Origin of the sequence: Pseudomonas sp. NPDC087626, from assembly GCF_044743405.1 — a bacterium.
Taxonomy (GTDB): domain Bacteria; phylum Pseudomonadota; class Gammaproteobacteria; order Pseudomonadales; family Pseudomonadaceae; genus Aquipseudomonas.
Map to the genome: position 1 here is coordinate 19,891 of NZ_JBIUWJ010000040.1, position 18,897 is coordinate 38,787.

The 18,897-nt window shown below is 63.9% G+C and carries 17 protein-coding genes; 11 read left to right on the plus strand and 6 right to left on the minus strand.

What is annotated here, in order from left to right; genetic code table 11:
• Positions 1-252: 252 nt before the first annotated feature.
• The 4 genes from ACIOVD_RS24825 to ACIOVD_RS24840 all read left to right on the plus strand — a co-directional run bounded on the left by ACIOVD_RS24825 (position 253) and on the right by ACIOVD_RS24840 (position 7,412).
• A complete protein-coding gene (locus tag ACIOVD_RS24825; protein ID WP_401130770.1) occupies positions 253-1,431 on the plus strand; it encodes an efflux RND transporter periplasmic adaptor subunit in 1,179 nt (392 codons plus the stop codon).
• Positions 1,432-3,405 (plus strand): MacB family efflux pump subunit, encoded by a 1,974-nt coding sequence (locus tag ACIOVD_RS24830; RefSeq protein WP_401130772.1) that lies wholly within the window; start codon positions 1,432-1,434, stop codon positions 3,403-3,405.
• 7 nt (positions 3,406-3,412) lie between these two features.
• Positions 3,413-4,798 (plus strand): efflux transporter outer membrane subunit, encoded by a 1,386-nt coding sequence (locus ACIOVD_RS24835; protein ID WP_401130774.1) that lies wholly within the window; start codon positions 3,413-3,415, stop codon positions 4,796-4,798.
• A gap of 154 nt (positions 4,799-4,952) precedes the next feature.
• Positions 4,953-7,412, plus strand: coding sequence for a TonB-dependent siderophore receptor (locus tag ACIOVD_RS24840; RefSeq protein ID WP_401130776.1), 2,460 nt, complete (start codon positions 4,953-4,955; stop codon positions 7,410-7,412).
• A gap of 83 nt (positions 7,413-7,495) precedes the next feature.
• Here ACIOVD_RS24840 and ACIOVD_RS24845 read toward each other — a convergent pair whose 3' ends face one another.
• Positions 7,496-8,671 carry an MFS transporter gene (locus ACIOVD_RS24845; protein ID WP_401130778.1) on the minus strand — a complete coding sequence of 392 codons (1,176 nt, stop codon included), beginning with the start codon at positions 8,669-8,671 and terminating at the stop codon, positions 7,496-7,498.
• 134 nt (positions 8,672-8,805) lie between these two features.
• Here ACIOVD_RS24845 and ACIOVD_RS24850 point away from each other — a divergent pair, with 134 nt between their 5' ends.
• From ACIOVD_RS24850 to ACIOVD_RS24865, 4 genes are all read left to right on the plus strand, one after another.
• Positions 8,806-9,402: a TetR/AcrR family transcriptional regulator gene (locus ACIOVD_RS24850; RefSeq protein ID WP_159997176.1), complete on the plus strand. Its 597-nt coding sequence runs from the start codon at positions 8,806-8,808 to the stop codon at positions 9,400-9,402.
• Between the two features lie 72 nt (positions 9,403-9,474).
• The gene (gene idi, locus ACIOVD_RS24855) at positions 9,475-10,020 is read left to right on the plus strand and encodes an isopentenyl-diphosphate Delta-isomerase (RefSeq protein ID WP_095165605.1); all 546 of its coding nucleotides are present in this window, start codon (positions 9,475-9,477) and stop codon (positions 10,018-10,020) included.
• Between the two features lie 38 nt (positions 10,021-10,058).
• Positions 10,059-11,039 (plus strand): family 2 encapsulin nanocompartment cargo protein terpene cyclase, encoded by a 981-nt coding sequence (locus tag ACIOVD_RS24860; protein WP_159997178.1) that lies wholly within the window; start codon positions 10,059-10,061, stop codon positions 11,037-11,039.
• 108 nt (positions 11,040-11,147) lie between these two features.
• Complete coding sequence (locus ACIOVD_RS24865; protein WP_320332737.1) at positions 11,148-12,974, plus strand: glycoside hydrolase family 15 protein; 1,827 nt, start codon at positions 11,148-11,150, stop codon at positions 12,972-12,974.
• Between the two features lie 24 nt (positions 12,975-12,998).
• Here the strand turns inward: ACIOVD_RS24865 and ACIOVD_RS24870 are convergent, their stop codons facing one another.
• On the minus strand, positions 12,999-13,973 hold the full coding sequence (locus tag ACIOVD_RS24870) for a GlxA family transcriptional regulator (RefSeq protein WP_401130781.1): 975 nt from the start codon (positions 13,971-13,973) through the stop codon (positions 12,999-13,001).
• 106 nt (positions 13,974-14,079) lie between these two features.
• Here ACIOVD_RS24870 and inhA point away from each other — a divergent pair, with 106 nt between their 5' ends.
• Positions 14,080-14,763, plus strand: a complete 684-nt coding sequence (gene inhA / locus ACIOVD_RS24875; protein WP_159997184.1) for an isonitrile hydratase — start codon at positions 14,080-14,082, stop codon at positions 14,761-14,763.
• Positions 14,764-14,985: 222 nt separating this feature from the next.
• Here inhA and ACIOVD_RS24880 read toward each other — a convergent pair whose 3' ends face one another.
• On the minus strand, positions 14,986-15,804 hold the full coding sequence (locus ACIOVD_RS24880) for an aminoglycoside phosphotransferase family protein (RefSeq protein ID WP_401130784.1): 819 nt from the start codon (positions 15,802-15,804) through the stop codon (positions 14,986-14,988).
• Between the two features lie 28 nt (positions 15,805-15,832).
• On the minus strand, positions 15,833-16,291 hold the full coding sequence (locus tag ACIOVD_RS24885; protein ID WP_401130786.1) for an SRPBCC family protein: 459 nt from the start codon (positions 16,289-16,291) through the stop codon (positions 15,833-15,835).
• Positions 16,292-16,464: 173 nt separating this feature from the next.
• Here ACIOVD_RS24885 and ACIOVD_RS24890 point away from each other — a divergent pair, with 173 nt between their 5' ends.
• Both ACIOVD_RS24890 and ACIOVD_RS24895 read left to right on the plus strand, forming a co-directional pair.
• On the plus strand, positions 16,465-16,881 hold the full coding sequence (locus ACIOVD_RS24890; protein WP_095165616.1) for a GFA family protein: 417 nt from the start codon (positions 16,465-16,467) through the stop codon (positions 16,879-16,881).
• Between the two features lie 55 nt (positions 16,882-16,936).
• On the plus strand, positions 16,937-17,335 hold the full coding sequence (locus ACIOVD_RS24895; RefSeq protein ID WP_401130788.1) for a lysozyme inhibitor LprI family protein: 399 nt from the start codon (positions 16,937-16,939) through the stop codon (positions 17,333-17,335).
• Positions 17,336-17,430: 95 nt separating this feature from the next.
• Here ACIOVD_RS24895 and peaD read toward each other — a convergent pair whose 3' ends face one another.
• Positions 17,431-18,549: a quinohemoprotein amine dehydrogenase subunit beta gene (gene peaD / locus ACIOVD_RS24900; protein ID WP_095165619.1), complete on the minus strand. Its 1,119-nt coding sequence runs from the start codon at positions 18,547-18,549 to the stop codon at positions 17,431-17,433.
• 24 nt (positions 18,550-18,573) lie between these two features.
• Positions 18,574-18,897, minus strand: a complete 324-nt coding sequence (gene qhpC, locus ACIOVD_RS24905; protein WP_095165620.1) for a quinohemoprotein amine dehydrogenase subunit gamma — start codon at positions 18,895-18,897, stop codon at positions 18,574-18,576.

The following is an 18,897-nucleotide window of genomic DNA, read 5'->3' on the forward strand; positions in this document are numbered from 1 at the left end:
GCACGATGATGGCAAATCTGCGGCGTGTAATTTATAGTAATTCTCATATAGATTTAAAGCACTGCGTCGATTGCGCGGTAAATAATCCCGACGGGCAGCTGTAACCCTTTGTGTCAGCGCCTAAATTTGCCCGTCAATTCATCGTATTAAGGACAGTTCCCCGTAACTGCCGGGATTTCTGGCAGGGCCTGGCTGTGGTCGCGCTGTTTGCGCCAACCGGCAGGGGACGATTTCCATTGATCGGAACCCTGCATGAAACACCCGCGAAAGACCCGCCGTGCCTTGCTTGCAGGCCTTTGCCTGATCCCGGTTATTGCCCTGGCTGCCTGGCAGCTCAACGCCCCCGGCCGGGATCAGTTCGCCACGGTGCAGGTCAGCCGCGGCGACATCGAGAGTAGCGTCACCGCCCTTGGCACCTTGCAGCCACGGCGCTATGTCGACGTCGGCGCCCAGGCCTCGGGGCAGATCAAGAACATCCACGTCGAAGTCGGGGATGTGGTCAAGGAAGGTCAACTGCTGGTGGAAATCGACCCCGCGACCCAGAACGCCAAGCTCGATGCCGGGCGCTTCTCCATCGACAACCTCAAGGCCCAACTGCAGGAACAACGCGCCCAGCACGACCTGGCCCGGCAGAAATACCAGCGCCAGCAGAACCTCGCCGCCGGCGGCGCCACCCGTGAAGAGGATGTGCAGACCGCCCACGCCGAACTGCGCGCCACCGAGGCTCGCATCCAGATGTTCCAGGCCCAGATCCGCCAGGCCGAAGCCAGCCTGCGCAGCGATCAGGCCGAGCTGGGCTACACACGCATCTATGCGCCGATGGCCGGTACGGTGGTGGCGCTGGATGCCCGAACCGGCCAGACCCTCAACGCGCAGCAGCAGACGCCGTTGATCCTGCGTATCGCCAAACTGTCGCCGATGACCGTCTGGGCCGAGGTCTCGGAGGCTGATATCGGCCACGTCAAACCTGGCATGCAGGCTTACTTCACGACCCTCGCAGGCGGTACGCGACGCTGGCAAAGCACGGTGCGGCAGATTCTCCCGGTGCCGCCCAAGCCCTTGGACCAGAGTGGCCAGGGCAGCGGTGGTGGCAGCCCGTCCAGCAGCGGTAAAAGCGGCAGCGCGCGGGTGGTGCTGTACACCGTATTGCTCGACGTCGACAACGCCGACAACGCGCTGATGGCGGAAATGACCACCCAGGTGTTTTTTGTCGCCGGTGCGGCGAAAGACGTGCTCACCGCCCCGGTTTCGGCCCTGCAGAACGGCGCCAGGGCCGGCAGCCAGAGTGTGCGGGTGGTTGCCAAGAATGGCAGCATTGAAGCCCGGGAAGTCAGCACCGGCCTCAGCGACCGCTTGCAGGTGCAGATCCTCGATGGCGTGAATGAGGGCGATCACCTGCTGATCGGTCCGGTCGACGGCAACGAGGGTTGAATGCAAACGCCGCTGATCGACCTCAAACACATCCGCAAATCCTACGGCGGCGGTGACGCCCCCGAAGTCCACGTGCTGCGCGGCATCGACCTGTCGATCCATGCCGGCGAGTTCGTGGCGATTGTCGGCGCCTCCGGTTCCGGCAAGTCGACGCTGATGAACATCCTCGGATGCCTCGATCGCCCGAGCGCCGGTGAGTACCGGTTTGCCGGGGAAAACGTCGCGCAACTGGTCAGCGACGAACTGGCCTGGCTGCGCCGTGAAGCCTTCGGTTTTGTGTTCCAGGGCTACCACCTGATTCCCTCGGGCTCGGCCCAGGAAAACGTCGAGATGCCGGCGATCTACGCCGGCACCCCGGCCGCCGAACGGCATGCCCGCGCGGCCGCCCTGCTCGCCCGGCTAGGGCTGGCGGAGCGCACCGGCAACCGTCCCCACCAGCTCTCCGGCGGCCAGCAACAGCGGGTGTCGATTGCCCGCGCGTTGATGAACGGCGGCCATATCATCCTCGCCGATGAACCCACCGGCGCCCTCGACAGCCAGAGTGGCGCCGAGGTCATGACCCTGCTCGATGAACTGGCGAGCCAGGGTCACGTGGTGATCCTGATTACCCACGACCGCCAAGTCGCGGCCCGGGCCAAGCGCGTTATCGAAATCCGCGACGGGCTGATCATCAGCGACAGTGCCGCCGACAACCCGCAGGTCCAGCATTCGGCCAACCCCGGCGCCCTGCAGGCCGTCGACCTGCGCCAACGCCTGAGCCAGGGCAGCGCAGCCAGCGGCGCCTGGAAAGGCGAACTGCTGGATGCGGTGCACGCGGCCTGGCGCGTGATGTGGATCAACCGCTTTCGCACCGCCCTGACCCTGCTCGGGATCATCATCGGCGTGGCTTCGGTGGTGGTGATGCTGGCGGTGGGCGAAGGCAGCAAGCGCCAGGTGATGGCGCAGATGGGTGCCTTTGGCTCGAACATCATCTACCTCAGCGGCTCGTCACCAAACCCGCGCACGCCCCCAGGGGTAGTTACCCTCAGCGACGTCGCGGCCCTGGCCCGCCTGCCGCAAGTCAAGCGCATCATGCCGGTCAATGGCGCCGAAGCCGGGGTGCGCTTTGGCAATGCCGACCACCTGAGCTACGTCGGCGGCAACGACACCAACTTCCCGGCGATCTTCAACTGGCCGGTGGTCGAGGGCAGCTACTTCACCGAGGCCGACGAGCGCAATGCCGCGGCGGTGGCGGTGATCGGCAAGAAGGTCCGCGACAAACTGCTCAAGGACGTCGCCGACCCGATCGGCCAGTACATCCTGATCGAGAACGTGCCGTTCCAGGTGGTCGGTGTGCTGGCGGAAAAAGGCGCCAGCTCGGGCGATCAGGACAGCGACGACCGCATCGCCATCCCCTACTCCGCGGCCAGCGTGCGCCTGTTCGGCACGTACGAGCCGGAGTACATCGCCATTGCCGCCGCCGACGCGCGCAAGGTCAAGGAAGCCGAACAGGCCATCGACCAGTTGATGCGCAAGCTGCACAACGGCAAGAAGGACTACGAGCTGACCAACAACGCCGCGATGATCCAGGCCGAGGCGCGCACGCAGAATACCCTGTCGCTGATGCTCGGCTCGATTGCCGCGATTTCCCTGCTGGTGGGCGGTATCGGGGTGATGAACATCATGCTCATGACCGTGCGCGAACGCACCCGCGAGATCGGCATCCGCATGGCCACCGGCGCCCGGCAACGGGACATCCTGCGCCAGTTCCTGACGGAAGCGGTGATGCTCTCGGTGGTTGGCGGCATTGCCGGGATCGCCCTGGCCTTGCTGGTGGGCGGCGTGCTGATCCTCAGTGAAGTGGCCGTGGCGTTCTCCCTGTTCGCGGTCCTCGGCGCCTTCGGCTGCGCCCTGGTCACCGGCGTAATCTTCGGCTTCATGCCGGCCCGTAAAGCTGCCCGGCTCGACCCGGTCACGGCCCTAACCAGTGAATGATCGACCTATGAAGCCGCCTTTGAGTCTGCTCTGCGCCTGCCTGCTGCTCAGTGCCTGCGGGACCCCCGCCGAGCGCCCGGACAGCGGCATCAGCGCGCCGCCCGCCTGGCAATCACCCGTCAGCACCAAGCCCGAGAAAAACCGCCAGCAATGGTGGGCCACGTTCGGCAGCCCGGAGCTCGAGAGCCTGATCGCCGAAGCGCAGCTCGGCAGCCATGACCTGGCAGCCGCCGTGGCACGGGTGCGTCAGGCCCAGGCGACGGCGGTGATCGCCGGTGGCCCGTTGCTGCCGGAGGTCAAGGCTGGATTGAATGCCAACCGCCAGAAGCTGCTGCGCGGCAATGGCTACAGCCAGTTGGACGCCGACAGCAGCAACCAGGCGGTGGACTACTTTGACGCCAGCCTCAGCGCCAGCTACGAGATCGACTTCTGGGGCGCCCGGCACGCCGCCCGTGACAGCGCGCTGCAAGGGGTGCGCGCCAGCGAGTTCGATCAGGCAACCGTCGAGCTGACTCTGCTCAGCAGCGTGGCCAACAGTTACAGCCAAAGCCTGTCGCTGGCCGAGCAAAGCCGCATCGCCGAGTTGAACCTGGGCAACGCGCAAAGCGTGTTGAAACTGGTGCAGACCCGCTACGATTCGGGGTCAGCCACAGCCTTGGAGCTGGCCCAGCAAAAGAGCCTGGTCGCGGCCCAACAGCGGCAATTACCGCTGGTGCAACAGCAGGCCGCAGAAGCCCGGATCACCCTCGCGGCCCTGCTCGGTCGCCCGGTGCAAGCGCTGCCGCGCAGCCACCTGAACTTCGCCCAAATGAGCTGGCCGAGTATCGCCAGCGGGGTACCCAGCGACCTACTCAGCCGCCGCCCGGACATCGCCCGCGCCGAAGCGCAACTGGCCGCCGCCCAGGCCGATGTCACCGTGGCCCGTGCGGCGCTGCTGCCCAGCGTCACCCTGAGCGCCAATATCGGCTCGGGTGCCGACACCTTCGGCGACCTGTTGCGCAGTCCGTTCTACAACCTCACGGCCGGGCTGGTGGCGCCGATCTTCAACAATGGCCGCCTGAGCGCCGAACGCGACCGCGCCACCGCGCGCCAGCAAGAGCTGCTGGAAAGTTATCGCGGGGCGATCATCAATGGCTTTGCCGACGTCGAAAAAGCCCTCGCCAGCATCCGCGGCCTTGATGAGCAACGCCAATGGCAAGGCGAGGAACTGGCCCAGGCCCAGACCGCCTTCGACATCGCCCAGAGCCGCTACCAGGCCGGTGCCGAGGATTTGCTCAGCGTGCTGGAAACCCAACGCACCCTGTTCGCCGCTCAGGACTTGAACGTGCAACTGCGCCTGGCGCGGTTGCAGGCCAGCATTGGCTTGTACAAGGCGCTGGGGGGCAATTGGTGATGACACGGCAGGGCTGCGCGTCTGCATCACCGACCTGATTGTGAAAATTTCGTAAAAAACCTCATCAAGCCTTTCCGGTTTTTCCAAGGGCTCGCGTCTTACTAACAGAAGGTACAAATAATTCTCAGTCAACGCATTGAAGAGTAAAAGAATAATGCCCGCACCACACGGACTCCACCCACTGGCCAAGGCCCTGCTGATCCGCCATTCCTTTCGTCCACGGCTGCCGATCCTGTGCGCCCTGGTACTGACCGCGCCGCTGATCGGCCAGGCCCAGGCGCAAGTGGTCGAGGTCAACATCCAGGCCCAGCCACTGGGTAGCGCGCTGCAGGAATTCGGTCGCCAGACCAACCTGCAAGTGCTGTACAGCCCAGACGATGTCGCCGGCCTGCGCAGCACCGCGATCAAGGGCAGCCTGGATTCCAACGCGGCAATCGCCCAGTTGCTGCAAGGCACCGGCATCAACTACAGCGTCCAGGGCAATACCTTGACCCTGCGCACCCGCAGCAGCGCGAACTCGTTGGACCTGGACCCGACCAACATTTCTGCGACCCAGGAATCGGCATGGGGGCCGGTTGACGGGATTGTGGCCAAGCGCAGCGGCACCGGGACCAAAACCGATACACCGCTGAATGAAATCCCGCAGACCGTCAACGTGGTCACCGCCGACGAAGTCAAATCCCGTGGCGCGCAGACCGTCACCGAAGCCCTGCGCTACACCGCGGGCATGACCGGCGGCGGTTTCTCCGACCGCGTGGGGATTTTCGACGAGCCGACCTCCCGCGGTTTCACCCCGACCCCGGTGTACCTCGACGGCCTGCACCTGCCCTACGGCGGCGGCAGTACCGGCGGCTCGCTGCAGATCGACCCCTACACCCTGGAGCGCATCGAAGTGTTCAAGGGGCCGGCCTCGGTGCTCTACGGACAAAACCAGCCAGGCGGGATCGTCAACCTGGTGGGCAAGCGCCCGACCGCCACGCCGCTGCATGAAGTGGTCCTGGGCACCGGCAGTTACGACCGCAAGTACGGCGCCTTCGACTTCGCCGGCCCGATCGACGACCAGGGCGAGTTGCTCTATCGCCTGACCGGCCTGGCCAGCGACGCTAACTCGAACATCGACTACGCCGACACCAACCGCATGCTGCTGGCGCCGAGCCTGACCTGGCTGCCGAACGAGCGCACCAGCGTGACGCTGTTCGCCCAGTACCAGAAAGACCGCGACACCCCGGAAGCCCAGGGCCTGCCGGCAGAAGGCACGGTGTTCAAGAGCCCCAATGGCAAGATCAGCCGCGACCTGTTCCTCGGTGAGCCAGGCCTGAACAAATACGACCGCGAGCAATTTGTGGTCGGCTATGACGCGGCCTACGAACTCAACGACATCTGGACCCTCAAGCAACGCACCAGCTACGCCTACGTGGATGACCAGTACGTCGCGCCGCTGCACGGCTACGCCTACATTCCCAACCCGGCCACCGGCGTTGCCGACAACCGCTACCAGAAACGCTTCGGCGTGGACTGGTCGCAGACCAACAAGGTCTACGGCATCGATAGCACCGCCCAGGCCAAGTTCAAGACCAGTGAGCTCGACCACACCGTACTGCTGGGCGTGGACTACTACCACTTCAACACCAGGTTCCTCGGCCTGTACGACCGCAACGGCCCGGCCATCGACCTGTTCAACCCGGTCTATGGCAGCGAGTTCACCTTCAGCCAGCCGTACCGCTGGGACAACACCGTCAAGCAGACCGGCCTGTACGTGCAGGACCAGATGCGGTGGGACAAGTGGTTCCTGACCCTCGGTGGGCGTTATGACTACGCCACCACCGAAAACACCCAGCCAGGCAGCACCATGGCTGACACCAAGTCCACGGATGAGAAGTTCACCGGCCGGGCCGGCTTTGGCTACCTGTTCGAGAACGGCCTGACGCCCTACGTCAGCTACGCCGAATCGTTCCTGCCGCAAACCGGCGTGGACATGAATGAAAAAGCCTTCAAGCCAACCGAAGGCAAGCAGTATGAAGTGGGCGTCAAGTACGAGCCGACTGCGATCGACGGTTTCATCCAGTTGTCGGTGTACCAGATCGACCAGGAGAATATGCTGACCAACGACCTCGACAACCCAGGCTTCAGTATCCAGAGCGGCGCGGTGCGCTCGCGCGGCGTGGAGCTGGAAGGCAAGGTCAACGTCACCCAGAACCTGCGCGTGTTGGGTTCGGTGTCGCGCAACCAGATCAAGTGGCAGAGCACCAACGATGGTCGCGAGGGTCGAACCATAGCCATGAACCCGCCGCTGACCGCCTCGGCATGGGTTGACTACAGCTTCGACCACAGCGCCCTCGCCGGTCTCGGCGCTGGCCTGGGCGTGCGTTACGTGCGCAGCAGCTACGGCTCTGACTACGAGGAAGATTCGTTCCAGATTCCGTCCTACACCGTGTACGACGGCATGCTCTCCTACGACCTGGAAAAATCGCCCCTGCGGGTCAAAGGCGTGAAGGTCAAACTGAACCTGGAAAACATCGAAGACAAGAAATACGTCGCCGCCTGCAACAGCACGCTGGACTGTTACTACGGCGAAGGTCGCACCGTCACGGCGGACATGACCTACAACTTCTAAACCGGCAACCGCAAACGCCGCTGCCCCAGGAATGGGTCAGCGGCGTTTTTGTTATGGGAGCCATGCAGGCCAAGCAGTCCTGATCAAGCAGGCAAGCGACGATAGCTCTGGACTGCCGCCCCCAGCACCACCGCCCCCGCGACAATCGCCAGCCAGAATCCACTGCGCGCGCCAAAGGCGTCCACCAGCCAGCCGGAACCGGCGGCGCCGATGGCCACGCCGATGCTCAGGCCGGTCACCAGCCAGGTCAGGCCCTCGGTGAGCTTGGCCGGCGGCACGATGCGTTCGACCAGGGCCATGGCGACAATCAGGGTCGGGGCAAAAAACAGCCCGGCGATGAATACCGTCAGTGCCAGCCCGACAATGTTGCTCGCCAGCAGCAACGGCAGCGTGGTCAGCGCCGTCGCCACCCCGCCATAGAGGAACAGGCGCGGCAGCGGCACCTCGGTTTTCAGCGCACCAAATGCCAGGCCCGCCAGGCAGGAGCCGATGGCATACACCGAGAGCACAATGCTCGCCGCCGCCGGCTGCCCTTGCTGTTGGGCGAAGGCCACGCTGACCACGTCAACCACGCCGACGATGGTGCCCAGGGCGACCATCAGCAGGATCAACCAGCGCACGTGCACCGAGGCGATGGCCGAGCCGGGTTGCGCCTGGTCATGGGGATGCACGCCAGGCTCGGTGCTGCGCTGCAGGACAAACGCACTGACCCCGATGGCCAACGCCAGCAGCGCCGCCAGCGGCCCGGCCTCGGGAAAGGCCACCACGCACAGCCCCACCGAGAGCGGCGGGCCGACGATAAAACAGACCTCGTCCAGCACCGACTCCAGGGCGTAGGCAGTCTGCAATTGAGGCTTGCCGCGGTAGATCTCGGTCCAGCGCGCCCGCACCATCGCCGACATGCTCGGCATGCAACCGGCCAACGCGGCGAATACAAACAGGGTCCAGTGCGGCGCCTGCAAGCGGGTACAGAGCAACAGCAGCAACAGCGCACCACCGCCAAGCAACGCGGCGATGGGCAGCACCCGGCCCTGACCGTAGCGGTCGACCAGGCGCGACACCTGGGGAGCACACACCGCCGTGGCCAAGGCAAAGGTCGCGGCCACGGCACCGGCCAATGCATAACCGCCGTGCAGCTGCGACAACATGGTGATCAGGCCGATGCCGGTCATGGAAATCGGCATGCGCGCAATCATCCCGGCCAGCACAAAGGCCCGGCTGCCGGGTGCCTTGAACAAGGCCGAATAGGGGTTTGCCATCGGGTTCCATCCTCTTTTGGGGCATGCAACTTGCCATAAAGCGTCGACGTGGTAAAAATACATACGCCGCGTATGTACAAAATCATGCAAACATACGCACCGTATGTCAAACCGAAAAAACCGTGAGGGACACCATGGGCCAGCGACCACGCGCCGAAATGATCGAGCAGACCCGCGCCAAATTGATCAGCAGCGCCCGCCACGCCTTCGCCACCCAGGGCTATGGCGCCACCTCAATGGACGACTTGACCGCCGACGTTGGCTTGACGCGTGGCGCGTTGTATCACCATTTTGGCGACAAGAAAGGCCTGCTGGCGGCGGTAGTCGCGCAGATCGACGGCGAAATGGACGCCCGGCTCGACGCCATCTCAGCCGTTGCCAGCGACCCCTGGAGCGGCTTCTGCCAGCGCTGTACCGCGTACCTGCAGATGGCCCAGGAAACCGAGATCCAGCGCATCATGCTGCTCGATGCCCCGGCCGTGCTGGGCGACCTGACACTGTCGCTGCAAATGGACTGCATCGCCACCCTCACCCGCCTGCTCGAACAGTTGATGGACCGGCAGACCATCGCTGCCGCCCCACCCCAGGCCCTGGCACGCCTGATCAACGGCAGCCTGGTCCACGCCGCCCTGTGGATCGCCCGCGATCAAGCTCCCGCCGAACGCCTGGACGAAGCGTTGGCAGCTCTGGAGCTGATGTTGCGCGGCTTGCTGTTAGCACCGCGGACCTGACAGTTCTGACAGTAGGCAGGATCGAAACTTTGCGCCACAGTACGAGCGAAACCGGTCACGTGGAGCCAGGCAATGGAAGAATCGCTGATTCTGGTTGATCTGCAAGACCGCGAGATCGGCTCGGCAGGCAAACTCTACGCCCACCAGCAAGGCCTGCTGCACCGGGCCTTCTCGGTGTTCATTTTCGATAGCAACGGCCGCTTGCTGTTGCAGCAACGAGCCTTGGGCAAGTACCACTCCCAGGGGTTGTGGACCAATACCTGCTGCGGACACCCGCGGCCCGGGGAGCGCACACGTGCGGCGGCCAGGCGCCGGCTGCACGAGGAAATGGGCCTGCGCTGCCGGCTCACGCCGGTCACCACCCTGCTCTACCACGAGCCGGTGTCGAATCAGCTGATCGAACACGAGTACGACCATGTATTCGCCGGTATCAGCCGCTGCGCGCCCCTTGCCAACCCCGAGGAAGCCCACGCCTGGCGCTGGCAGAAACTCGCCGACCTGGATCGCCTCATCGCAGCCAGCCCAGAAATGTTCAGCGTCTGGTTCGTGCGGATCTTTCAGCAGGTTGGCCCCGGCGGATTGCGACGCTGGAAGGAACTCGCCCAGCGCCAGTGCTGAGCAGTGAACAGCGAAAGCTGCCGGTGAGGTAGAACGCCATGAGCCATTCCCTTGATCTTCCCTGGGTGATACCGCCCCTGCACTGCCCCGAACCGGTACGGATAAACGAGCCGCTCGGGCAGCAGGTCGACACATTGCTGATCCCCTGGGTCGAGCAAGTCGGCATTTTCGCCGGGCAGATGCCGAAATTGCGTGGCGCGCAGTTCGGTCGCTTCGCCATGCTGTGCCATCCGGACACCGACGCACCCGAGCGCCTCTTACTTTCAGCGCAGTGCATCGCCGCGCTGTTCGCGGTGGATGACTACTACTGCGATGACGAGCAGTGTGGATCGGTGCCGGAGTTGGTGGGCGCACGCCTGTCCCTGGCATTGGCTGCCCTGGAGCCTGCGCACCTGAGCTATGAGTTTGCGCCCGATCTGCACCAGGCCCTGAATGCCGACCCCGTGCTCAAGGGGTTACGTGCCTACATGGCGCATGTAGCGGGGTTCGCCACGCCGGCGCAAGTGGCGAGGGTCCGACACGAGATCATCGCCATGTTCGTGACCATGGGGGCGGAAGCCTCCTGGCGCATGACCAAACAACCACCCCGAGTCTGGGAGTACTTGGCCCACCGCCAGGTCAACAGCTTCCTGCCGTGCATGTCGTTGATCGACATCATCGGCGGTTACGAGCTGCCGGCCAGTGTGTACTCGGCGCCCTTGGTGCGCCGGGTCACCACGCTCGCGGCCAGTGCCACCATCCTGGCCAACGACCTCTATTCCGCCCACAAGGAAAGCCTCACCGAGCAGGAGGACTTCAACCTGCCGCGGCTGCTGGCCGCCCAGCAGCACTGCTCGCTAGCCGACGCCATGGGCCTGGCGGCGAAGATCCATGACGACGTCGTGTATGCCTACGAGGCGGCCGAACAGCGGGTGTTGCCAGGGGCCAGTTGGGAACTCGAGCGATTTCTCGGCGGGGTCAAAGCCTGGGTCGCCGGCAGTCGCGAGTGGCACCAACGCAGCGGGCGCTATCAGGGATGAACGACGAGCGCAGCGGCGACCCCAACGCAAATAAACCGACCTGAACCTGAACTCCCCCGCCTTTGCGTCAGTCTGCTGATTACGCTCTTTGTGCGAGGCTGACTGGACATGGCTGATCATCGTGACGAACGCCAAAGCGCGATCGACGCCCACGGCATCATTGGCGACCTGCGCAGTGCCGCGCTGGTCAACGACAAGGGCAGCGTGGATTTCTTCTGCTGGCCGGAGTTCGACAGCCCGTCGATCTTCTGTTCGTTGCTGGACACCCCCAAGGCGGGGATTTTTCAGCTGGCCCCCGACCTGCCGGACGCGCGCCGCGAACAGATCTACCTGCCTGACACCAACGTGCTGCAAACCCGCTGGCTGAGCGCCCGGGCGGTGGTGGAAATCACCGACCTGCTGGTCATCGGCGACAGTGAAGATGACCTGCCGTTGCTGATTCGCCGGGTGCGCATGGTCAGCGGCAGCGCCACCTTCGACCTGCATTGCGCGGTGCGCCACGACTACGCGCGCGCCGCCACCACGGCACGGGAGGACGGGCCGGACATCTGCTTCGAAGCCCCGCAACAGCCAAGTCTGCGCCTGCGCGCCAGCCAGCCCCTGCAGCTAGTAGACAACGCCGCCAGCGCCCGCTTCGAGTTGCAGCAGGAGCAGAGCGCCGAGTTCGTCCTCGGCGCCCTCGATGACCCGCGCTGGCAGGCCGACAACACTGACCTGTGCCTGCAGCGGACCGTGAAGTTCTGGCGCGACTGGATCGGCAAATCCACCTACCGCGGACGCTGGCGGGAGATGGTCAACCGCTCGGCGCTGGCACTGAAGTTACTGACCTCACGCAAGCACGGCGCGATCCTCGCCGCCGCCACCTTCGGCCTGCCGGAGACCCCGGGCGGCATCCGCAACTGGGACTACCGCTACACCTGGATCCGCGACGCCTCATTCACCGTCTACGCCTTCATGCGCCTGGGTTTTGTCGAGGAAGCCAATGCCTACATGCGTTGGTTGCGCGGGCGGGTCAGTGACTGTCAGGGCCAGCCGACCCGGCTGAATATTCTGTATGGCATCGATGGTCGCCAGGAACTCCCGGAGAGCGAACTCAGCCACCTGAGCGGCCACGGCAACGCGCGGCCGGTGCGCATCGGCAACCAGGCCTACGATCAGGTGCAACTGGATATCTTCGGCGAGCTGATGGACGCGGTGTACCTGGTCAACAAGTACGGCGAGGCGATCTCCCATGAGGGCTGGAAACACACGGTGGAAGTGGTCGATCAGGTGTGTGACACCTGGCAGAGCGAGGATGTCGGCATCTGGGAAATGCGCGGTGAGCAGCACCACTTCCTGCATTCGCGACTGATGTGCTGGGTCGCACTGGACCGGGCAATCCGCCTGGCCTCGAAACGCTCGCTGCCGGCGCCGTTTGCCCGCTGGGACCAGACCCGCCAGGCAATCTACGCCGACATCTGGGACAACTTCTGGAACGCCGAGCGCGGGCACTTCGTGCAGCACCTCGGCGGCACGGCCCTGGATGGCTCGATGCTGTTGATGCCGCTGGTGCGTTTTGTCAGCGCCAAAGACCCGCGCTGGCTGTCGACCCTGCAAGCGATCCAGAAATCCCTGGTGCGCGACGGCATGGTCTATCGCTACCACAACGACGACAGCCAGATCGACGGCCTCAGCGGCACCGAAGGCGCGTTTGCCGCGTGCTCGTTCTGGTACGTCGAATGCCTGGCCCGCGCCGGCCAGTTGGACAAGGCCCACCTGGAGTTCGAACAACTGCTGCGCTACGCCAACCCCCTGGGGCTATACGCCGAAGAGTTCGACAGCCACGCCCGCCACCTGGGTAATACCCCACAGGCCCTGACCCACCTGGCGCTGATCAGCGCGGCGTGTTTTCTTGACCGCAAATTGAGTGGGGATGACGGGTACTGGCAGCCGTGAGGGTTTAGGGCGCGCACCCCAAGATCAAAACACCCGCGAAAACCGCTCCCGATACACCTGCGGCACAACCCCCATGACCCGCAGAAAACCACGCCGCAACGTCTCCTCACTGCCAAACCCACACTGCACCGCGATGCGTTTGATCGGCAGCGCAGAATCACTCAACAGCCGGCGCGCAGTTTCCACCCGGATCCTCTCAATGGCACGTGCTGGGGTCTGCCCAGTGTCGGCGCGGTAGTGGCGGATAAAGCTACGTTCACTCATGCCCGCTTGCAGCGCCAGTGCCGGGATGCCGAGGTCGAGGCTGAGGTTGTCGGCGATCCAGGCGTGCAGGTCGTCGAAGCGATTGCCCTGCTGTTGCAGGTCCAGGGTCACGCTGAACTGTGCCTGGCCCCCTGGGCGCTTGAGGAACACCACCAGTTGCCGGGCGACTTCCAGGGCCATCGCGCGCCCCAGGTCGGCCTCCACCAGCGCCAATGACAGGTCGATACCGGCAGTCACCCCGGCCGAGGTCCAGACCGGGCCATCGTTGATGAAGATTGGATCGGGCTCGACCTGCAGGCGCGGGTGTTGCCGGGCCAGTTGCTCGCAACGGGTCCAGTGGGTCGCCACTCGCCGCCCATCTAGCCAGCCGCTGGCCGCCAGCAGAAAAGCCCCGGTGCAGACCGAAGCCACCCGCCGCGAAACCCTCGCCTGCTGGCGCACCCACTCCACCAGCGCGAGGTCCTGGGCCGCCGCATACACCCCCCAGCCACCGGCGATGATCAGGGTGTCGGAGGCTGTATCCGGCAAGGGTTCGGCGAGCAAGGCCAGACCGGCCGAAGACAGCACCGCCCCACCACCCGGGCTGATCACCTGGGGCGCATAGGGTGTCGGCATCCCGCGCTGGGCCGCAACATCATTGGCCGAGGCAAAGACCTGCAGCGGCCCGGAGACGTCCAGCAGTTGCACCTTGGCGAAGGCCAGCACATGAATGGGTTTCGGTGGAGTGGTGAACATTGGCGTAATTCGAGGGCTGATTGGCGTGTACGCCAAAGACTAGAAGCCTAGAGTCAAGTCGTCCACCCCTGCCGGGGACGAATTTACCAACCCAGGAGAGAGCGCCATGCCGTTGCAGATCGGTTTTCTGTTGTTCCCCCAAGTGCAGCAACTGGACCTGACCGGGCCCTACGATGTGCTGGCGTCGCTGCCGGACGTGCAGGTGCACCTGATCTGGAAAGACCTCGCGCCGGTGACGGCCAGCACCGGCCTGGTGCTGCAGCCGACCTGCCGTTTCGCCGACTGCCCGGACCTGGATGTGTTGTGCATCCCCGGTGGCAGCGGTGTCGGGCCGTTGATGGAAGATGCGCAGACGCTGGCGTTCATCCAGGCCCAGGCGACCAAGGTGCGCTACCTGACCTCAGTGTGCACCGGTGCCCTGGTGCTGGGTGCCGCCGGCCTGCTCAAGGGCAAACGTGCGACTACCCACTGGGCCTATCACTCGTTGCTTGGCCTGCAGGGGGCGATTGCGGTGCAGGAGCGGGTGGTGCGCGACGGAAACCTGTTGACCGGTGGCGGGATCACCGCCGGGATCGACTTTGCCCTGACCCTGGCGGCTGAATTGTATGGCGATGACGTCGCGCAACTGGTGCAGTTGCAACTCGAGTACGCACCCGCCCCGCCCTTTGCCTCGGGCGAACCGCAGACCGCACCCGAGGCCGTACTGCAGCGGGCCAGGCAACTGGCCGCCGACTCGCTCGCCCAGCGCACGCTGATCACCCAACGGGCGGCCGCCAGATTGAGCGAGTGAAGGGTGGACCGGCACTTTATCGCACCCATAAAAAAACCCGCCGAAGCGGGTTTCAAGACCATGACGACATCCTGTCGCTGCGTTCCTTGCATATGGCCGATCATCCATGACCCTGAGTACATCCTGTGCTCAGTCGATGGGTGAAGATTACGCTTCGGATCCAATGCGTAATAGACGACATAGCCAGTAACACGTGTAAGACATTCGCCATAAGAACGAAGGTCAACCACCCTCGGGTTGTCCAACTTCCAAGGCCAACAATGCGAGATCTGCTACCTGCAGTTGCTTGTCGGCCGCGAGCACGTCGTGATCCTCCAGGAACCAGGCGGCGGACAGGCCGGCAAACGCCAGGACCCACTGCAGTAACCGCCGCCGTTCCAGCCCTGCCTGCGCCGCGACCAACGCCACTTGCCGGGTAAAACGTAGCGGGTCGGTGGCGCTCGGCAGGTCCGGATTGCAGATCAGGTTGGCGTAGTCGTAGGTGCGCTCGCCGGTCACCCGCTTCGGGTCTATCGCCAGCCAGCCCCGCGGGCCGAAATCGAGGATGTTGCTGTGGTGCACATCGCCGTGCAGCACGACGACTTCCTGGGGCGTGGCCAGCAGGTACTCTGCGCAGGCCAGGCACTGGCGCAACCGCCCGCCATGGCGGCGCGCCGCCGGGGCCAAGGAGCGAAACCATTGCCGCATGTCGACCAATGGCGGCAGCGGTGCCGAACGGGGTGCATGCAGGCGCGCCACGGCGTCACAAATGATCCGGCTGGCCTGGTCGTCCGCCCCGTGCATAGCCATGTGCAGCAGCGAACGCCGGCCTTCGGCCCGCTCCAGCAATAGCGCCGCACCGTCATGGGCGTAGACCCGGGCAGCACCCTCTCCCGCCCACCAGCTCATCAACAGGTTGCCGAACTTTTCTTCTTCATCGAGGGCGATTTTCAACATCGCCGGCGTCCCCTGGTAACGCACCGGGAGCAGGCGGCTGCCCAGGGTGATGATGGGCTCCCCTTCGGGGAGCAACTGCCATTGGCTTAGGTAGGGTTCAAACATGCGGGGTAATTCAAGGCTCAGCGGGGGTTCAAGGGGTGGCGAGGTAGGTCTCGATATTGTTCATTTGCTCGTCCCAGCCGCGACTGTTCATGCGAAAGGCCTTGAGACGACGCTCTGCCGGGATCTTATCAAACCCCGACTCGACCACGTGCAACAAGGTGCCAGCGTCCATGTCCTCGAGTTCGAACTGCACCAGGGTCGTCGGCTCGCCAGAATAGTCGGTGCCTGCGTCCACGGCATAGGGGTGCCAGCGGAAAGCGAACACCCGCTCCGGCTCGACCCGCATGACTTCGACATCCCACACCATGTGCTCATAGCCTGGGTAGGTAATCTGCCCCTGGGTCCGCGCGCCTGCGACGAAACGCTTGCCCTCCAGGGCCACGCCAAACCACTGGCCAAAGGCTTCGGCATTGGCGATCACCCGCCAGACGGTCGAGCGCGGGGCCTTGAGCAGGATCTTTCTTTCGATGCGATCTGATGTGTGCATTGAGCACCTCCTGTGATGAACACTAGGCGCGGACGACCGAACGAGCAATCTTGCCGTTGCATTCAACAGATCCGACTCGCAGTAACGTCCATCGTTCCGAGCCCCGACAGGCCCCGGCCAACAGTGGTAACGTCAGCTTTCTACCGCTCGTCAGTCCCGTAAAGGAATACCCCATGCCCACACTCCACGGCAGTTGCCTGTGCCAGGCCATCGCCTATGCAGTCGACAGCCTCGACATGCCGATCAGCCATTGTCACTGCCATACCTGCCGCAAGGCCCATGCGGCGCCATTCGCCTCGACTGCGGGGGTCATGCGTGAGCATTTTCGCTGGACCCGGGGTCTTGAGCTGCTGTCCTGCTTCGAGTCCTCGCCCGGCAAGCTGCGGCATTTCTGCTCGCGCTGCGGCAGTCACCTGATGGCCGAGCGCCCGGCCCAGCCCCATGTGATCGTGCGGGTCGCGACCCTTGATGACGACCCGGGCCAGAAACCCCAGGCCCATATCTGGACCTCCCACGATGTGCCGTGGCTGGCCCATCAAGGCGTGGTCGAGTGCGCACAATGGCAGCCACCGGCTGACACCGGGCGCTGAAGATTTGGCCTCTGATCTACACTCACCCAACTTTTCAGCGCCAGCGAGTTTTCCCATGCGTACCGTTTTACTTCTAAGCCTCCTGCCGCTATTGGCGGCCACTGGCGTGCAGGCCGATGACTGCACCAACGCCAGCAACCAGAGCACGCTGAATGAGTGCGCGGCCAGGCAATACAAACAGGCCGACGCCCGGCTCAACACGCTGTACCAACAGATCAATGGCCATCTGAAGGACAACCCGCAAGGTAAAAAAAGCCTGCTGACGGCGCAACGCGCGTGGTTGGCGTTCCGTGATGCCGAGTGCACCTTTGCCGCGTCCGGGGTCGAAGGCGGTAGCGTTTACCCGCTGATCCACAACCAATGCCTGGCGGACCTGACGCAAAAACGCGCCGAGACACTCAAGGGCTACCTCGACTGCCAGGAAGGCGACCTCAGTTGCCCGGTGCGTTCCTGACCGCTGGATGGGCCCAGGCCACCAGTGGCCCTTTAAAAACCGCCTGCCGGGGTTTAAAGGGCCACTGATGTTTCACGTCAAGAGCATGAGCCCGTCTACCGGGTAAAGACCTGCGCCGTGGTGATCGCCATGTCGCCGCCCGGCAGCTTGATGTTGCCGATCTGCTGCATGGTCTCGGGGTCGAAGATCGCCACGTCGTTGAAGGTCCCGGCCAGGTAGATCTTGCTGCCAGCCTTGTTGAAGGAAATGCAGTAGTAGGAGTGGTCCAGGGTCGCCGCCTGAATCAGCTTCTTCTGCTTGATGTCGTACTTGGCCAGGCGATTGAGCACGCCGAACATCAGGTTGGGGTCCTTGGGCGAGCGCATGCCACTGAAGTAGATTTCGGTCAGCGGGCCGAAGTCGGTGGTCTCGGTCTTGCCGGTCTTCAGGTCGACGCTGAACAGGCCGTAGAGGTACTCGGCGGTGGCCGGGTCCTGTTTCTTGTCCTTGAATTTCGCTGCGGTGTAGAGCAGCGAGAAGTCATGGCGATAGGTCTGCTGGTTCCATACGTAGAGCACGTCCGGCGCGCTGTAGTTGGGGCGTTTCCAGTGTCGGCTGGGGATCAGCACGTCGAACTTGCCGGTCTGCACATTGACCTTGTAGACATCCGCACCGGCCACGTACAGGGTGCCGTCGTCGCCACTCTGCATGATGGTCAGCTGGCGGGGCGCCGGAAAACTGCGCACCGGCTTGGCGCTGGCACCGGCGTCGGTGGCGTAGACATCCAGGCGGGGCGCCTGCACTTCGTAGCGGTCGTTGAGCATCCGCGTCGGGTTGGCGATGGTGTAGAGCTCCTTGCCGTCGTGGCTGACGGTAAAGGCAAACATCGAGCGGGCCTTCTCCCCCGGTTGCTGGGTGATGCTGGCGTGGAATACCTGCTTGCAGCTGTCCAGCTCGATGCCATAGACGTCCGCATAGTGGTTGTTGAGCACGTAGGCGGTCTTGCGATCCGGCGACAGCTGGATGGTCCCGGGGCCGAAGGCATCGGGCAGCTTGCAGGACTTGTACAGAGTGTCGGTCTGCAGGTCGATGACGTGCAGGTTGTTGGGGTAATTGGTGGTCACCATGTATTCGTGACCGGCGTTGAGCGCCAGGTTTTCATCGGCCAGAACACTGAGCGAAACACTGCCCAGGAAGGCGAAAGCGGCCAGGCCGCAGGCTTTGGTACGAAGCATGCTGGAATCCTTCTTCTTGTCCGATTACTTGTCTTTGGGGAAGACAGTGCCGAGGTTGCGCCAGTTGTCGTTGGAGGCCTGGGCATCCTTGTTCCAGTCCGGGTAGGTGCTCATCATGTCGGGCACTTGGGCCGGCCACCAGCACGGGTCCGAGCAGCCATAGAGGTCGGCCTCCATGGGTTGGCACAACGACGACACGCCGCCAAAGGCATCGATTTCCCAACCCGGGTCGGTGGTCGAGGCGCACCCGGCGACCGAACTCATGGCCACCACTTCTTCGATGCGGTTTTCATCCGCGGCCTGATCCAGCTTCAACGCTTTGTTATTGATGGGCTTGAGATGTTTCAT

Bases quoted from the DNA above. Each gene is read 5' to 3' on its own strand.
- ACIOVD_RS24825 (WP_401130770.1), top strand. From the start codon at position 253: ATGAAACACCCGCGAAAGACCCGCCGTGCCTTGCTTGCAGGCCTTTGC.
- ACIOVD_RS24830 (WP_401130772.1), top strand. From the start codon at position 1,432: ATGCAAACGCCGCTGATCGACCTCAAACACATCCGCAAATCCTACGGC.
- ACIOVD_RS24835 (WP_401130774.1), top strand. From the start codon at position 3,413: ATGAAGCCGCCTTTGAGTCTGCTCTGCGCCTGCCTGCTGCTCAGTGCC.
- ACIOVD_RS24840 (WP_401130776.1), top strand. From the start codon at position 4,953: ATGCCCGCACCACACGGACTCCACCCACTGGCCAAGGCCCTGCTGATC.
- ACIOVD_RS24845 (WP_401130778.1), bottom strand. From the start codon at position 8,671: ATGGCAAACCCCTATTCGGCCTTGTTCAAGGCACCCGGCAGCCGGGCC.
- ACIOVD_RS24850 (WP_159997176.1), top strand. From the start codon at position 8,806: ATGGGCCAGCGACCACGCGCCGAAATGATCGAGCAGACCCGCGCCAAA.
- idi (WP_095165605.1), top strand. From the start codon at position 9,475: ATGGAAGAATCGCTGATTCTGGTTGATCTGCAAGACCGCGAGATCGGC.
- ACIOVD_RS24860 (WP_159997178.1), top strand. From the start codon at position 10,059: ATGAGCCATTCCCTTGATCTTCCCTGGGTGATACCGCCCCTGCACTGC.
- ACIOVD_RS24865 (WP_320332737.1), top strand. From the start codon at position 11,148: ATGGCTGATCATCGTGACGAACGCCAAAGCGCGATCGACGCCCACGGC.
- ACIOVD_RS24870 (WP_401130781.1), bottom strand. From the start codon at position 13,973: ATGTTCACCACTCCACCGAAACCCATTCATGTGCTGGCCTTCGCCAAG.
- inhA (WP_159997184.1), top strand. From the start codon at position 14,080: ATGCCGTTGCAGATCGGTTTTCTGTTGTTCCCCCAAGTGCAGCAACTG.
- ACIOVD_RS24880 (WP_401130784.1), bottom strand. From the start codon at position 15,804: ATGTTTGAACCCTACCTAAGCCAATGGCAGTTGCTCCCCGAAGGGGAG.
- ACIOVD_RS24885 (WP_401130786.1), bottom strand. From the start codon at position 16,291: ATGCACACATCAGATCGCATCGAAAGAAAGATCCTGCTCAAGGCCCCG.
- ACIOVD_RS24890 (WP_095165616.1), top strand. From the start codon at position 16,465: ATGCCCACACTCCACGGCAGTTGCCTGTGCCAGGCCATCGCCTATGCA.
- ACIOVD_RS24895 (WP_401130788.1), top strand. From the start codon at position 16,937: ATGCGTACCGTTTTACTTCTAAGCCTCCTGCCGCTATTGGCGGCCACT.
- peaD (WP_095165619.1), bottom strand. From the start codon at position 18,549: ATGCTTCGTACCAAAGCCTGCGGCCTGGCCGCTTTCGCCTTCCTGGGC.
- qhpC (WP_095165620.1), bottom strand. From the start codon at position 18,897: ATGAAACATCTCAAGCCCATCAATAACAAAGCGTTGAAGCTGGATCAG.